We start from the raw sequence: 471 nt of genomic DNA on the forward strand, positions 1-471 counted from the left end.
CTACGCCACCTTCGGCACCATGACGCCCGGGCAGTCCGCGCCCGCGGCGCCGGGCCGTTTCGCGTCCGCGCTCGCCCGGGCGGCCGCCGACGGTCTCGGCGCCACGCTCGACGCCGCATCACCCGTCGTCGTGTGTGGTCACAGCCTCGGCGGCGCGTTGGCGACCCTGCTTGTCGCAGATCTCGCCGCGAACACCGCGTTGCGCCCGCAGGCGTGGACGTTTGCCTCACCGAAGGTGGGAGATGCCACGTTTGCGGCGCGGTACGGCGGGCTCAGCGGCGTGTCGTGGCGGATCTACAACCAGGTCGACGTGGTGCCGTACTTCCCACTCGACCCCGACGACAACTACCAGCACGTGACCGCCGGATACGCGATCAACTCACTCGGGTCGGCGCGCTGGAACGTGGGGTGCGCCCACGCCCTCAACACCTACCTCAGCGTGCTCTCGGCGGGCGCCGTGCAGCTCGATCC

At 71.1% G+C, this 471-nt stretch carries 1 protein-coding gene; it reads left to right on the forward strand.

Annotated features, from left to right (window positions below; all coding sequences use genetic code 11):
* Positions 1-19: 19 nt before the first annotated feature.
* A partial coding sequence (locus AC1DYG_RS19565; RefSeq protein WP_477641517.1) for a lipase family protein occupies positions 20-471 on the forward strand: 452 nt, incomplete at its 3' end.

Source organism: Pedococcus sp. P1_H8 (genome assembly GCF_056405175.1).